Source organism: Vibrio sp. Vb1127, from assembly GCF_033338735.1.
Classification (GTDB): domain Bacteria; phylum Pseudomonadota; class Gammaproteobacteria; order Enterobacterales; family Vibrionaceae; genus Vibrio; species Vibrio alginolyticus.
Map to the genome: position 1 here is coordinate 218,583 of NZ_JAWOTF010000003.1, position 14,138 is coordinate 232,720.

General features: G+C 42.1%; 11 protein-coding genes. 4 read left to right on the plus strand and 7 right to left on the minus strand.

Annotated elements, in window-relative coordinates; all coding sequences use genetic code 11:
• Nucleotides 1–22 precede the first annotated feature (22 nt).
• The gene (locus R7H07_RS07115) at nucleotides 23–2,371 is read right to left on the minus strand and encodes a PilZ domain-containing protein (protein ID WP_065274783.1); all 2,349 of its coding nucleotides are present in this window, start codon (nucleotides 2,369–2,371) and stop codon (nucleotides 23–25) included.
• Nucleotides 2,372–2,507: 136 nt separating this feature from the next.
• On the opposite strand from R7H07_RS07115, the gene radA reads away from it, so the two are divergent.
• Nucleotides 2,508–3,887 (plus strand): DNA repair protein RadA, encoded by a 1,380-nt coding sequence (radA, locus tag R7H07_RS07120; RefSeq protein ID WP_005386443.1) that lies wholly within the window; start codon nucleotides 2,508–2,510, stop codon nucleotides 3,885–3,887.
• A gap of 215 nt (nucleotides 3,888–4,102) precedes the next feature.
• Complete coding sequence (gene fusA / locus R7H07_RS07125) at nucleotides 4,103–6,193, plus strand: elongation factor G (protein ID WP_005386444.1); 2,091 nt, start codon at nucleotides 4,103–4,105, stop codon at nucleotides 6,191–6,193.
• A gap of 118 nt (nucleotides 6,194–6,311) precedes the next feature.
• On the opposite strand, the gene R7H07_RS07130 is transcribed toward fusA, so the two are convergent.
• Nucleotides 6,312–7,259 carry a LysR substrate-binding domain-containing protein gene (locus tag R7H07_RS07130; RefSeq protein ID WP_017820432.1) on the minus strand — a complete coding sequence of 316 codons (948 nt, stop codon included), beginning with the start codon at nucleotides 7,257–7,259 and terminating at the stop codon, nucleotides 6,312–6,314.
• Nucleotides 7,260–7,365: 106 nt separating this feature from the next.
• Here R7H07_RS07130 and R7H07_RS07135 point away from each other — a divergent pair, with 106 nt between their 5' ends.
• On the plus strand, nucleotides 7,366–7,566 hold the full coding sequence (locus R7H07_RS07135; protein ID WP_224721253.1) for a DUF1127 domain-containing protein: 201 nt from the start codon (nucleotides 7,366–7,368) through the stop codon (nucleotides 7,564–7,566).
• A 68-nt stretch (nucleotides 7,567–7,634) separates the two neighbouring features.
• Here R7H07_RS07135 and R7H07_RS07140 read toward each other — a convergent pair whose 3' ends face one another.
• Entirely contained in the window at nucleotides 7,635–9,326 is a 1,692-nt protein-coding gene (locus R7H07_RS07140) for an AMP-binding protein (protein WP_025768211.1), read from the minus strand.
• A gap of 477 nt (nucleotides 9,327–9,803) precedes the next feature.
• Here R7H07_RS07140 and R7H07_RS07145 point away from each other — a divergent pair, with 477 nt between their 5' ends.
• On the plus strand, nucleotides 9,804–10,799 hold the full coding sequence (locus tag R7H07_RS07145) for a transporter (RefSeq protein ID WP_005380160.1): 996 nt from the start codon (nucleotides 9,804–9,806) through the stop codon (nucleotides 10,797–10,799).
• A gap of 224 nt (nucleotides 10,800–11,023) precedes the next feature.
• Here R7H07_RS07145 and R7H07_RS07150 read toward each other — a convergent pair whose 3' ends face one another.
• From R7H07_RS07150 to R7H07_RS07165, 4 genes are read right to left on the minus strand one after another with little or no spacing between them, the layout of a single operon-like run.
• On the minus strand, nucleotides 11,024–11,590 hold the full coding sequence (locus R7H07_RS07150) for a hypothetical protein (RefSeq protein WP_042521364.1): 567 nt from the start codon (nucleotides 11,588–11,590) through the stop codon (nucleotides 11,024–11,026).
• A 54-nt stretch (nucleotides 11,591–11,644) separates the two neighbouring features.
• Complete coding sequence (locus tag R7H07_RS07155; protein WP_033905563.1) at nucleotides 11,645–12,322, minus strand: C39 family peptidase; 678 nt, start codon at nucleotides 12,320–12,322, stop codon at nucleotides 11,645–11,647.
• Nucleotides 12,323–12,327: 5 nt separating this feature from the next.
• Complete coding sequence (locus R7H07_RS07160) at nucleotides 12,328–12,651, minus strand: hypothetical protein (RefSeq protein WP_005380167.1); 324 nt, start codon at nucleotides 12,649–12,651, stop codon at nucleotides 12,328–12,330.
• Between the two features lie 20 nt (nucleotides 12,652–12,671).
• Complete coding sequence (locus R7H07_RS07165; protein WP_005391691.1) at nucleotides 12,672–13,601, minus strand: hypothetical protein; 930 nt, start codon at nucleotides 13,599–13,601, stop codon at nucleotides 12,672–12,674.
• Between the last annotated feature and the right edge of the window lie 537 nt (nucleotides 13,602–14,138).

The window sequence follows — 14,138 nt, forward strand, 5'->3', positions numbered from 1 at the left end:
TCAATTTGGTATGACTTTGAATTTACTCGGTTAACTCCAATCTAATTACAACCTCTTCAGTAATGTCTTCAAATTCACTGTAACCAACGAGCGCTGTCAACTCTTTTTCTAACTTGCTTGCTTGATGTACACCAAATTGGGTTAAGTCACTTAAATCTTGTTGCAGTAATGATGTCATCGGATCGAAAATTGGCGCAGTAGAAAGGCGAAGCACGTAAAAGTCACCCATCATTCGCGCTTTCTTTATAAATTGAATCCGCTCTTTTACGCTGTTGAACTCTTGATGAAGCTTTGACTCAATACCTGTAATTTTATTGCCTACTTTTGCGGCGCTTATGTAGATATCCTGATGTCTGGCTTGAGCACCTTCTACACGTTTTATTGGCTCTGCGATTAATGTGCTTGTCCGGCCTTTAAAGATAGGTTCAAGTGACAACAGTTGGTCATGCCCAAGACGGGCAAAAAGCTCAATGTGTTTAGGTAGCGGCAAGTTCACCCCGATAACGGGGGTTTTTATTGAAGATGACGTACTCTTACTGATAAAAATGGGCGTGCTCAGCGTACGCGAGAGCAACATGCAGTGCAGCCTTTCAAGTAGAGCATTACTTGGTAGCGTCTCTTTTTGCGGGATTAGCTTGTCTTGATTGTGCTCGATAATACTGTTGAAAAAAGCGATTACCTTCATGGTTTGGCTGCTTTCATCAATAACTAGCTGCACGCTACAACCATCTGGGCTTACACGAATTACTCGATATGGCACCGACATTAACGGCAATTTTTTATCGTAGAGTTGTAATTCTCGAAAGTTGATTCTTACCTCTTGCCCAGAACGTAACATCGTGGGCTCACTTAGCCTAATTCCGAGTCCTCGTTTGGAAAGGTCAACAGTACAGCCGCCTGTTTTAGTTTGTCCTGAGTACAACTCTAAAGGTGTTTTAAAACGATAACGAGGCTCTTTACGACGAGACTTTGCATCAAAATAAATGCCCTTTGGATTGCCGATAACTCTTCTCGGATGACGAAACGCGTTTAACGTATTAGCGGGTAAGCGCGGCTTTTCAGTTAGCAGGTAATCCTGCCCTGATTTTTCGTCAGCAATTTCTTGCAAAATACCAATATGAGTCAGTGATTGAGACGTTTCTGCCAACTCTGGAGAGAATGCTGCTAGGTCTTCCTGTTCTTGCTCTGATAGTTCAAAGATTGAAATTCTAAAGGCGCGCCAACTCTCTCGTTTGCCACCTAAATGCCAAAATAGCTGGCGCTGTTCGCGAGTTGCTTCTGGGCGAAACATCGAATAGAAATAGGTTCGATTCTCGTGCTCGTGAGTAAATGAATAAAGGACATTGGTTGTTCCTTTAACACCAGGCTTAATGAGTGACGCGATGCGTTGCTCGTTGAATAAGGAACCAAACATTTGCTGGTTTCTCTCATCGTGCCAGTATTGCCAAAGCTTTTGATTGTTTGGCGTTAACATTGCTAATTTTAGGTCACTACCATCAAAGAATAGAGGCAAGCTGCTGGTGTGCTTTAGTGCGATGTGCTCATAACCGCGAGTTCGAGCTCGAATAATCTTGTCTTGATTGTCGTGACGAGCCCTTTTAGCAGCACTGTTGAGCGCTTCATCTATCACTTTGGTGACGACATTGGTATCAGTTAAGCGTATGGTTCTGAGGTATCGAACTGAGTCATTTTCGTAACAGTCATCAACCGCGAGTATGCGGTATGCAAGCGGTTTCTCTATACCTGCAACGTTAGATTTGCTGGCAAATTCAGTAAACGTGACCTGAATAATTTCCCCAAGGTTATATTTAAATGCGCTAGGGACTTTGAACTTTGCGCCAGAGCTAGATAAATCAATGCTTAATCCATGAAGAAGCTGTCCTTTAGAACGGCAAATTTCAACTTGAGATTGGACTTTCAAGCGTTTTTCTTGGCGCTTTAAATCGTAGCCTAGGTGAACGGGTTCTGCTAAGAACGGGCTTTTAGGATCCGTTAACGATTGCGTTTTTTGCTGAGTAAGGCGCTTGCTCATTACGCGAAAGTTATTTCGCGTGTTGACCAATGCTTCCCACATTCCTTCCGTGTAGCAGCCAAACTTTTTGATGTTTTTATGGTAAGCGTTGAAAGCAACATCATCCAACCAATGTGGAATACCATCCAAAATATACTCGCGACATTCGCCTTGAACGCGACCTCGCAAATCAATGCTTTTTTTGCATGGAGCCATTAAGCGGTTAAGTTCCATTTTAACCAAAATTTTGGCCGAAGGCGGCTCTTCCTCGGTCAGTTGGCCAAGGACAAAGTCAAAGTCATTCGTACCGTAAACGGGAATGAGTCGTTCTGCGAGCGAGAGAATTTCAGATTGCTGCATTATTTCTGTTAGAGTATGTCGTTACTTTAAATTGTATCGGCTAAGCGAAGTAATACTTAAGTATATCAATAGTTCATTTCAGTTCAGGTCTGACTTGGCTGTGCTTAGTCACATTTGTAGAAAAAATTGAGGCATCATGGCGAAAGCAAAACGAGCGTATGTTTGTAATGATTGTGGCGCGGACTTTCCCCGTTGGCAGGGGCAGTGTAACGCATGTGGTGCATGGAATACGATAACAGAAGTACGTATCGCTGCATCGCCAACCGTTGCTCGCAATGAACGCTTAAGCGGCTACGCTGGTTCCGCAACAGAAGCTACGGTTCAAACGCTATCCGAAATTGATCTGCAAGAAGTACCTCGCTTCACCAGTGGGTTTAAAGAGCTTGACCGTGTGTTGGGTGGTGGGGTTGTGCCAGGTGCCGCAATTTTGATTGGTGGTAACCCTGGTGCAGGTAAATCAACACTTCTGTTGCAAACCATGTGTAGTTTATCTGCGCAAATGCCAACGCTTTACGTAACCGGTGAAGAGTCGTTACAGCAGGTGGCAATGCGTGCTTCCCGATTGGGCTTGCCGAAAGATCATTTAAAAATGCTATCGGAAACGAACGTCGACAAAATTTGCCAAATCGCCGAAAAAGAGCAGCCTCGTATAATGGTAATAGACTCGATTCAGGTGATGCACGTTTCTGATGTTCAATCGTCGCCTGGCAGTGTTGCTCAGGTACGTGAATCTGCGACGGCTCTGACACGATACGCAAAACAGAATAATGTTGCGGTATTTATTGTTGGTCACGTAACAAAAGATGGTACCCTTGCGGGCCCCAAAGTTCTTGAACACATTATCGACTGTTCGGTACTACTCGATGGTGGAACGGATAGCCGATTCCGCACTTTGCGTAGTCATAAAAACCGTTTTGGTGCTGTGAATGAGCTTGGTGTATTTGCAATGACAGGCCAAGGATTGAAGGAAGTGAGTAACCCATCAGCGATCTTCCTTTCTCGTGGTGAAGAAGAAACATCAGGCTCTTCAGTCATGGTGGTTTGGGAAGGCACGCGCCCTCTACTAGTAGAGATTCAAGCGCTGGTGGATTACTCGCAGTTAGCCAACCCTCGTCGTGTTGCGGTCGGCTTGGAGCAGAACCGCCTATCACTTTTGCTCGCTGTGTTGCATAAGCATGGTGGCTTACAAATGGCAGACCAAGATGTCTTTGTTAATGTGGTTGGCGGTGTTAAGGTGACGGAGACAAGCGCTGATCTTGCTTTAGTTATGGCGCTTTTATCGAGTTTTCGTGACCGTCCACTCCCTAAAGATGTGGTGATTTTTGGTGAGGTAGGGCTTGCGGGCGAAATCCGTCCAGTGCCAAGTGGGCAAGAGCGTTTGAATGAAGCGTTCAAACATGGTTTCAAGAAAGCCATCGTGCCAGCAGCCAACATGCCGAAAGGTGGCATCCCTGGCATGCAAATTCACGGCGTTAAGAAATTGTCGGAAGCGATAGAGGCTTTTGACGAGCTGTAATGCTCATAAGAATGGTATTTGTGCAATCACAAACTGTTCTATCCGTCCTCAATAAAATGCGAATAAAGTACATAAATTGCTGTGTTTGACTATGCTTTGGGGACGGAAATTTCACGTTAAAATTTTTTTTCTTCCATCCGCACGCAAGGGTATCAGTATTGACAGAATGTGATATACTCTGCGCGCACTTTATACCTTATTAACAGAGTAAGACAATGACTGATTTATCAAAATACAGAAACATTGGTATTTTTGCTCACGTAGACGCGGGTAAAACTACCTCTACAGAGCGTATCCTAAAGCTAACTGGTAAGATCCATAAGATCGGTGACACTCACGACGGTTCAACTACTACTGACTTCATGGAGCAGGAAGCTGAGCGTGGTATCACAATCCAGTCTGCAGCAACAACTTGTTTCTGGAACGATCACCGTCTAAACATCATCGATACTCCTGGACACGTTGACTTCACTATCGAAGTTTACCGTTCTCTAAAAGTACTTGACGGTGGTATCGGTGTATTCTGTGGTTCTGGTGGTGTTGAGCCTCAGTCAGAAACTAACTGGCGTTACGCTGACGAATCACACGTATCACGTCTGATCTTCGTTAACAAACTAGACCGTATGGGCGCAGATTTCTACAAAGTTGTAGATCAAGTACAGAACGTACTAGGTGCTACACCTCTAGTTATGACTCTACCTATCGGTATCGAAGAAGATTTCGTAGGTGTTGTAGACGTACTAAGCCAACAAGCTTACGTATGGGATGAGTCTGGCCAACCAGAGAACTACGAAGTTCAAGATATTCCAGCAGACATGGTAGAGAAAGCTGCTGAATACCGTGAAATGCTAATCGAAACTGCTCTAGAGCAAGACGAAGATCTAATGATGGCTTACCTAGAAGAAGGCGAAGAGCCATCTCTAGAAGACATCAAACGTTGTATCCGTAAAGGTACTCGTGATCTAGCATTCTTCCCAACTTACTGTGGTTCAGCGTACAAGAACAAAGGTATCCAACTTATTCTTGACGCGGTAATTGATTACCTACCATCTCCAACAGAAGTTGATCCACAGCCTCTAACTGATTCAGAGACTGGTGAGCCAACTGGTGAAGTTGCGACTGTATCTGCAGACGAGCCACTACGTGCTCTTGCATTTAAGATCATGGATGACCGCTTCGGTGCTCTAACCTTTATCCGCATCTACTCTGGTAAGATGAAGAAAGGTGACACAATCCTTAACTCTGCAACTGGTAAAACAGAGCGTATCGGCCGTATGGTTGAGATGCACGCGGACGAGCGTAACGAAATCGATTCAGCACAAGCTGGTGACATCATCGCTGTAGTTGGTATGAAGAACGTTCAAACTGGTCACACTCTATGTGATCCTAAGCACGAATGTACTCTTGAGCCAATGATCTTCCCAGATCCAGTAATCTCTATCGCAGTTAAGCCTAAAGATAAAGGCGGTTCTGAGAAGATGGGTATCGCGATCGGTAAAATGGTTGCAGAAGATCCATCATTCCAAGTTGAGACTGATGAAGATTCAGGCGAAACTATCCTGAAAGGTATGGGTGAACTTCACCTAGACATCAAGGTAGATATCCTTAAGCGTACTTACGGCGTTGAGCTAGAAGTTGGTGCTCCACAGGTTGCTTACCGTGAAACTATCACTCAAGCAATCGAAGATAGCTACACGCACAAGAAACAGTCTGGTGGTTCTGGTCAGTTCGGTAAGATCGACTACCGCATCAAACCAGGTGAGCCAAACTCTGGCTTCACGTTCAAATCAACAGTTGTTGGTGGTAACGTACCTAAAGAATTCTGGCCTGCAGTTGAGAAAGGCTTTGCGTCAATGATGGAGCACGGTGTTCTAGCTGGCTTCCCTACTCTAGACGTTGAAGTTGAACTATTCGACGGTGGTTTCCACGCAGTTGACTCTTCAGCTATCGCTTACGAAATCGCAGCGAAAGGTGCATTCCGTCAGTCTATGCCTAAAGCTGGCGCGCAACTTCTTGAGCCAATCATGAAAGTTGACGTGTTCACTCCAGAAGATCACGTTGGTGACGTAATCGGTGACCTTAACCGTCGTCGTGGTATGATCAAAGACCAACAAGCAGCTTCTACTGGCGTACGTATCAAGGGTGATGTACCTCTATCAGAAATGTTTGGTTACATCGGTACTCTACGTACTATGACTTCTGGTCGTGGTCAGTTCTCTATGGAGTTCTCACACTACGCACCATGTCCAACAAACGTTGCAGAGCAAGTAATTGCTGACGTTAAAGAGCGTAATGCTAAGAAGTAATTCTTAAGTTAACTCTATAACTTGAAAGCCCCGCTTAGTGCGGGGCTTTTTGTATTTAGCAGTCTTATACGCAGAGCGTGTTTGTTTTATTCCTATTTAGCGTTTGTTTTGATGATTGTTATGATGCCGTTCTAGTGCTGTTGCCTTTTAGGTCAATGGTCTTAAAGTCTGGTACCACTGACTTTTCAAATATTTCTATTTCTTCCTTCAACCATTGCGCAAACAATTGAGCTTTAGGTCTTTTTAAGTAGCCTTTTGGCGCACACAAGTAATACGCAAAGTTGGGCTTGATAGCGATATCTCCAATTCGGACCAATTTGCCAGAACGAAAATATTGATGAGCTAAACTGTGTTTTACTAATGCCACGCCTTGAAGTGATAGTGCAGCCTCAAGCACGAGATGTGATCCACTGTATTTTAAGGTAGGCTTTGCTGCGCAGTGACCCAAGGTTGCTAACCACATATTCCAATCAAGATCAGGCCAAACATCTTCAATCAGCTCAGCTTTGCTTAAATCCTCGATGTTATAGATCCCGTGCTCTTTCTGGTACACCGGATGACAAGCTGGATAAAAAGCTTCGTCCATTAGCCATTGTGATTCTAAATTGGGGTACTTTCCTAAACCGTAACGAACACATAAATCTATCTGGCTATCTTGAAAAGACACCAAATCATTGGTTGGTTCTAATAGCAAGGCGATATCAGGGTGACGCTGACGAAAAGCCGTAATTTTCGGGACTAACCAATGATGAGCGAAAGAGGGGAGTGTTGATATCGAAAGGTGGTTCGGGTTTGGATCTTGATTGACTAATCTTACCCCTTGCTGCAAATGAGCAAACCCTCTTTCTGCCTGACTAAACAGTAGCTCTCCCTCAGGTGTGAGCACGATTTTTCTGTGCTGACGAACAAATAGGTCCGTGCCTAAGAACTCTTCTAAATGACGAATTTGCTGACTAATGGCCGCTGGCGTAACAAACAGTTCTTTTGCTGCCGTTTTAAAGCTTCCTTCCTTTGCTGCAACGAAAAAGTAATACAAGCCCTGTAAGGGAGGCATTCGATCTTTCACATTAGTTTTCCTTAACTCTATGGCAGATTCTATCGTTTGAGGATATCAGCGTAGTCGCTGATTATTAAGTGGTCAACATTGTATAGGGATCTTTGAAATGGAAAACATGACACACACTTGTGAGCGTACTATACCTACTGCCCATCAGAGCGGGTTACAGTTAATTTATTCTAAACTGGCGGCTTGGAGAAGGAACTATAAGACACGTCGTCACTTGAGAGAGTTACCAAAGCACCTTTGGGACGATATTGGGTTAGGTGAAAGGGAGATTAGTTGTGAAGTGAGTAAGCCATTCTGGAGAGAGTAGTTTATGAGTTTGATTCAAGCTCAAAGTTAAGTTGCACTCCCCAATGGTGTTGAGGAGTGCAAGCAAAATTACAAGTCTTCTTCCCACACGACCAATTCATCTTTTGGCCAATTGTGGCCTATCTCATGATACTTTTGTTCGAGCACATGACGTTTAATTTTAAGCGTTGGCGTCAGTACGCCATTTTCTATACTCCAAGGTTCTTTAATCATTAACACACCTTTGATTTGCTCATGAGAGGCGAGTTCTTGATTCATCCTGGCAATAACTTTACGTGTGGTACGTGCGTATCGCTCTCGATCAAAGTTAGGGAAGTCATGTGGCACAACCAAAAGAATCGGAGCGGGTAGCCCTAAACCGATGAGACACATCATCTCTACGCGACTGTACTCGAAAAGCTTTTTCTCGATAGGAACCGGAGAGACAAATTTACCTTTGGCGGTTTTGAAGTTATCTTTTTTACGGCCTTGAATCGTTAGATAACCATCTGAGTCGATAGCGCCGATATCGCCTGTGTGTAGCCAGCCCTCTGAATCAAAAGACTCTTGGGTGGCAATGTCATTTTTGTAGTAGCCAGAAAATAGCCCTTTGCCACGCACCATGATTTCATCATCAGCTGCGATTTTTAACTCAATGCCTGGTCCTGCATTACCGACACTACCGATTTTGTCAGCTCTAAATGGGTAGTTGAGCGTGCTGTAGGCAAATGATTCCGTCATCCCCCAAGCCTCTGTGATATCAAGGCCCACTGAGTGGTACCATTCCAACAGCGCTGGCGAGACAGGTGCAGAGCCACAGCCTAATACTCGAGCCTGATCTAAACCTAGACCATCTGCTAGCTTTTTCTTGATCAAAGAATTGACGAATGGGATTTTCAACAGAATATTGAGCTTCTTCTGTGGAAGTTTGTCTTGAATACGTTGCTGGAATAGCGTCCATAATCGTGGGACGGAGATAAACAGAGTTGGTCGGTGCATCTTCACATCTTCGATAAAAGTGTCCAGTGACTCTGGAAATGCTGTTGGCACGCCACCCATAATCGATGAACCGAAGATATAAACACGCTCTGTAATATGAGCGAGCGGTAAATAAGAGAACAATCGGTCGTTTTCTTGGATACCAATATGATTGATCAGTTGCTGAACAGACCAACTGAATGCGCCGTAAGTTAGCATCGCGCCTTTCGGTAACCCTGATGTGCCTGAGGTATACACCAACGACATTAGCTTGTCATCGTAATGCTGCGGACGCTCTTTACTTGGCACTGCATCAGCAATGAGCGCTTGGTATTCGTGCTTACACTTTGGTGCCGTGTCATAAGGTAGAGCGATGCTAATGAGTTCAGGCATAGCATCAATGACTTGCTGAGTTGCTTTGGGATCATCGAGTTTTCCGCCAATGATCGCTTTACTTTCACTATGAGTCACACAGTATTCGATGGTGTCTGCACCGGCGGTAGGAAAGATTGGCACACTGACATAGTCACCAAGCATCATAGCAAGATCGCAAATAAACCATTCTGCACAGTTTTTAGATACTAATGCGACTTTGTCGCCAGGCTTTACACCAAGTGAGCGTAGTGCGCTGACAAGTTTTAAGGCTTGATCTGCAACATCAGAGAATGTGTACTCAACAAATTGTCGGTTAATAATTTGTTTTAGGTAGACCTCATTTGGACGCTCTTGAGCCCATTTGAGGATCATTTCATTTGGTGGTGGGAGAGCGCAACCAGCAGCGCTATTTAGATTCGGCTGATTCATTTTAAGTGACTCCATGTCTTCTCATTGTATTTATAATTGTTAACGCATTGTTAACTTTAGCATGTTAAATCGCGACACGGGAATGCATTTTGATGAAATATGTGGGGAAGATAGCGTTAGTTATGGTTGAAGTCGGAGCGACTCGATCTAAAAAAGCAATGTGATTGATGCTACGCAAAAGAGAACAGGCTTTTCAGCTGTTATGTCATATCGACTTCATACTAAGAGCACAGGTAAGCAATTTATTTTATTAATAATATTGCGAAAACATAGAATCTATCCTAATTATTTATTAACTAGTGGCTTAGTGTTGAAGATAAGTATAAATGTCTCCTAATTTCTTCAAAGCGCCAAACTTAAAGGTATGTCGTGGTTTTGAAGTAGCTATACTAATCTTACTTTGGAAAGTTAGGAGCTTCACCTCAAGCTATTGCCTGAGATTACTTGGGTACGATCATCAGCAAAAGGAAAGATGTGATGTTACGGAAGACTTTACTGGGTACCTATCTTTGTAGTTTATTCATTGCGGGGAATGCATATGGTGCTGAAGGAGATGATATTCCTCAGCGCGCCCAAACGGTTGGTGATGTTATTGAGCGCCCAGGCGTTCTCACACCTAAAGGTAAATGGTCATTTGATTCGTCTTTAAGCTATACACAAAACTCTTCAAACAAAGTATCTGTTGTTGGGTATACAGTCTTACCAACTCTGATTGTTGGGCGAATTGAAGTGAGTGATTCGGATAGGACTACAGTAACCGTTGGATTAACTGCTCGGTACGGTTTAACAAACGCCACAGAGTTAGAAGTTAGAGTGCCGTATGTGTATCGTAATGACCAAGTTTCTACGCGCCCCATTCAAGATGGTTCAAACAGTGAAGTAGTAAACACAACGGTGGATGGCGGAGGGCTTGGTGATGTAGAGTTCGCATTGAGGCACCAGTTTAACTTTGAGTCTGCGCCATACTGGGTAGGTGGCCTTAGAGTAAAGTCGGATACAGGACGATCGCCTTATGATGTTTCTATTGAAGATGGAAGCAACTCATTTAGTGATGTCCCTACAGGTTCGGGTTTTTGGAGTTTTGAGCCTAATTTATCTCTTATTCACCCTGTTGATCCTGCGGTCTTGTTCGCTAGTCTAAGTTATATTTATAACTTAGAGGATACTGTTACAGTTGGCGACACAAAAGCTGATGTTGAACTTGGAGACACTATTTCTCTTTCAGGAGGAATGGGGTTTGCGGTGAATCCTGATCTTTCATTCTCTTTAGGACTTAGCCATAAAACTATTTTAAAAAGCAAAGTAAATGGCAGATCGGCAGATGATGCTAAGTTGCTTCAATTAGATGCATTAACTTTTGGTATAAACTATGCCTTTAGTGAACGCTCATCTATCAATGTTAGTGCTCAAGCTGGTCTTACAGAAGATACTCCCGACTTTCAATTAACAGTACGAGTACCTTTTAATTTGTAAAATGGATATTAGGCCCTTGAGTCTTGGGCCTAATTTATCGTTAGCGCCTAGTGTTCGCATTATAAATTGATTGGATTATATTGGATAAAGTAGGTATATATTCTTAAAATGATGGTGGCCTATTGATATATCTACCTTTCTTTTGGTATGTAATCATAGATATCAGTCGTTTCTAATATCAAAGAAGCTTAACGTGACAATTTTTCAGATAAAAATGGAAATGCTCATTGAAGGTGGTTCAATAAGGCGTCTTCTAATTGTTGGTTTGCTTTGATTTCCCGTATTACCCCATTTACTTGAGCATCAATGTCTACGAGCGTGCTAAGTCCAATAATACTGTTATCTTTCGTGTTTTGAATAATATTGATAATACTTGAATTTATAAAGTCTGAACTTATTATATTAGGATGTTGAGACGAAGGCATTTTGGGTGAATCTATAGAATCATCTCCAATAATATTTCCTTCACCAAATTGTATGATGTTAACAATACCCTGGTTGAAAATATCTCCACTTTGATTTTCACTATTTGCGCTAATGTTTTTTAAATTACCATTTTCAATTACTAAGTTGGCAATGTTTGTGTTCAAAATATCATCGCCATTTATAGTCGTAGTAATGCTTAATCCAATATTAATAATATACTCGTCCGTAATTTGGAAGCCACCTCGATATTCTTCTAAAGATAAATTTGAAAGAGGAGTAAGTTCTTGCAGGCCAACATCTTTAGCATTCACATTAAAATGAGGTATTAGCATACAAAGCACTAACAAAAATTTATTGTAGTTCATAATGCAGGCCTTTCAGGTTGTTTAGTTCTTAAAGTTATTTAAAACAATGTTATATTAATTTTCACCGGAAACTGGGAGAGTAATGCTAAATACCCCTAAGGAATCTCTAGACACTCCTGTTTTTAATGGTGATCTTTGATATACGGTGAAATTATCATTGGTTATAAAGCTAGACCTTCCCATTTCCGCTTCGTTACGGACCAGTAACACAATTCCTTGGTAATATTTTTCAAACTCATCCAGTTTCATTATCATGGTTCCTCTAGAAGGGTCTCCTAGAATAACTGAGTGATTGTTTATACCTCTGATGACAACAAAATGCATATACCCATCGAAATTAACGAGAGTAATCCCAGGGACGCCGACTTCTTTAATTTTCTCCAATCCTACTTGAAAGCCGTCAGAACGTAACCCTATGGAATCCAAGTAAAACTTCATATCCAACAAAGAAAAACCTTTCTCTTTGATTTTTTCTTTATCACCTTTTTCAAACATGCTTTTGAAGATATCTTGTTCAGATGACTCTGTTGCATAATGAAAAGTGAGAAGAGAAGCCAGGGCGGCAGAGCCACAGCTGAAGTCATACTGTTGGCGAAAAACATCACCGAACACTATTTCTTTGTAGCTTTTAACAGGAACAGAGTAATGTGCTCGGTAAGGTAGCAGTTCTAATGAAATGGCTGATGCTGAATAAACGAGCATCAGCCAAATTACGTTATTTAATACTTTCATATTGTTTACTTGAGTGTCAGGTTAACGACGGTAGAGTTCTGGATTAAAACGTTGTTTCCGCTGTTCTGAATTACGTTGGATATACCCGAACTGTCTGCGAACGCTCCACTTGATAGTATATTGTTACCACTCACGGTGTTTGACGCGACATTATCTGACGAAATACCATTGATATCTGATTCTGCATAAACCAAGTCGAGTTCAACATTTTGTCCACCTCTTGATTCATTCATGATATCCAAGCTAACTTCTCCGCCAGATAATGCAATGTCATCAGCGAGTGCAGTGCAGGCAACTATCATACTCAAAGTACAGATTGCCAAACGCATCGCTTTCTCCTACTAGTCGGTTACTCACCCCCAGTAAACACACTTGCATTAGTTGTAACAGATTGTTGTACAAGTGAATTTGAACCAGCATTCTGACCAACGGTAGTAATACCAGCCGCACCACCAAGACCACCAAGGGTGTTCATGTTTTCAACTCGAACTCGAGTATCATCCGCGTTAGTTGCATAAATAACTGATGCACCTGTAACACCACCCATTAGGCTTGAGCTCGCAACAACCATATCTGTATCCATATGGACTTGATTGAAGCTATCAACATTTGTTGAGCTCGAGTCACTTTGATAGTTACTATTGTCGTTAAAGCTGTTCGAGTTTGTTGTGCTTGAATCAGCGTAGCTACGGTTATCACTCTGGTTACGGTTGTCGCTTTGATTACGATTATCGCTGTTATCGTTAAAGCTACTGTTGATACTAGAGTCACTGTTGTCGTTGTTGCTACGTCTTACAGTAGTACTAGAGTCGCTGTTGTCGTTGTGGCTTCTATTTGTGTTAGTACTTGAATCACTACTATCACTATTTAGGCTCACATCAAGATCAGCACTGGTACTGTTGTCGTTAGCGTTAGACGTACTATTGTCGTTGTGGCTTTGAGCTGTGTTAGTGCTCGAGTTTGAGTTGTCGCTGTTGTTATTAAAGCTGTCATCAACACCAAGAGTTGCACTGTTGTCAGTGTCGCTGTTGTCGTTGAAGCTATGACCAATACCTAGTGACGCACTATTATCGCTGTTGTCGTTGAAGCTATCACCAACACCGAGAGATGCGCTATTGTCACTGTTATCATTGAAGCTGCCAGATAAACCGATATCGGTATTAGCGCTGTCAGTCCATTGCATGTTGTCGTCTCCATCATCGATCTCATTCGCGATTAGAGAGCCACTAAATAAAATTGCTGACATTGCTAAAGCAAGCCCTGTTTTGTTTAGAGTCATAACGATTACTCCATTTCCTGTTATTCCTGATTAAAAATGACTGCACTTAACTTCTTGCTGCTTCCTTCAAATGTTGTGGGAAGCGATGAAATTATAAGAAAGGATCAGTGAAAGCTGTTCTCATTATTGAGAATGATTCAGGCTGGAAGGGAGTATTTAGGTGCGTCTCTTTAAGGTGTTAAAGAAAAAAATAACATAATCATAATGTTATTTTTTGTATTTACTTTAAGTACTCATCAAGTATGAAATGAAGCCAATATAAAGAAGTAATTCGTTCTATTGCACTGAGCGGAGCAGTCATCCATTTTTTATAAATGGTATTTTATCCAATTATTATCTTTATTATTTAATATTATAAATCATATCCTTATGCTAACACAGGTTGAAAAGTATGGATAAAAATATAACATGTTCATACTTTTTAAGTCTTTTTCGGTGCTGAAAAGCAATGCGATATCATTCTGAAGTGCTATATTTTCTACTTAAAATGAAGATAAATTCTCTTTGCTATCCCCAATTAATTTTCTAACGGGGGTT

Excerpts from the sequence above, each read along its gene's own strand:
- R7H07_RS07155 (WP_033905563.1), bottom strand. The coding sequence starts at position 12,322 with ATGAAAGTATTAAATAACGTAATTTGGCTGATGCTCGTTTATTCAGCA.
- R7H07_RS07160 (WP_005380167.1), bottom strand. The coding sequence starts at position 12,651 with ATGCGTTTGGCAATCTGTACTTTGAGTATGATAGTTGCCTGCACTGCA.
- R7H07_RS07115 (WP_065274783.1), bottom strand. The coding sequence starts at position 2,371 with ATGCAGCAATCTGAAATTCTCTCGCTCGCAGAACGACTCATTCCCGTT.
- R7H07_RS07150 (WP_042521364.1), bottom strand. The coding sequence starts at position 11,590 with ATGAACTACAATAAATTTTTGTTAGTGCTTTGTATGCTAATACCTCAT.
- fusA (WP_005386444.1), top strand. The coding sequence starts at position 4,103 with ATGACTGATTTATCAAAATACAGAAACATTGGTATTTTTGCTCACGTA.
- radA (WP_005386443.1), top strand. The coding sequence starts at position 2,508 with ATGGCGAAAGCAAAACGAGCGTATGTTTGTAATGATTGTGGCGCGGAC.
- R7H07_RS07145 (WP_005380160.1), top strand. The coding sequence starts at position 9,804 with ATGTTACGGAAGACTTTACTGGGTACCTATCTTTGTAGTTTATTCATT.
- R7H07_RS07135 (WP_224721253.1), top strand. The coding sequence starts at position 7,366 with ATGACACACACTTGTGAGCGTACTATACCTACTGCCCATCAGAGCGGG.
- R7H07_RS07165 (WP_005391691.1), bottom strand. The coding sequence starts at position 13,601 with ATGACTCTAAACAAAACAGGGCTTGCTTTAGCAATGTCAGCAATTTTA.
- R7H07_RS07140 (WP_025768211.1), bottom strand. The coding sequence starts at position 9,326 with ATGAATCAGCCGAATCTAAATAGCGCTGCTGGTTGCGCTCTCCCACCA.